This is a genomic window from Paraburkholderia sp. BR10937, from assembly GCF_040965695.1.
Taxonomy (GTDB): domain Bacteria; phylum Pseudomonadota; class Gammaproteobacteria; order Burkholderiales; family Burkholderiaceae; genus Paraburkholderia.
Genome location: NZ_JBFRCL010000255.1, coordinates 1 through 243 on the forward strand (window position 1 = coordinate 1; position 243 = coordinate 243).

The window sequence follows — 243 nt, forward strand, 5'->3', positions numbered from 1 at the left end:
CGTGAAGGGGCGGCTCGCACGTTACGGCCGCCGCCCCGAGCATCTCAAGATCATGCCGGGCATTTTCCCAGTGATCGGCAGCACGCAGGAAGAAGCGCAGGAGAAGTTCGACGCGCTGCAGGCGCTGCTCAATAGCGTGATTCCCTTTACCCTGATCGCGTGGGCCGAACGTTCGGTGGAAGCCGGCCTGGCGACCATCCTCAATTCGACCTCGCCGGTCATGGCGTTCCTCGGCACGTGGCT

The 243-nt window shown here is 63.8% G+C and carries 1 pseudogene; it reads left to right on the forward strand.

Annotated elements, in window-relative coordinates:
* Positions 1 to 243, forward strand: a pseudogene (locus AB4Y44_RS42875) (hypothetical protein); the annotation flags it as partial.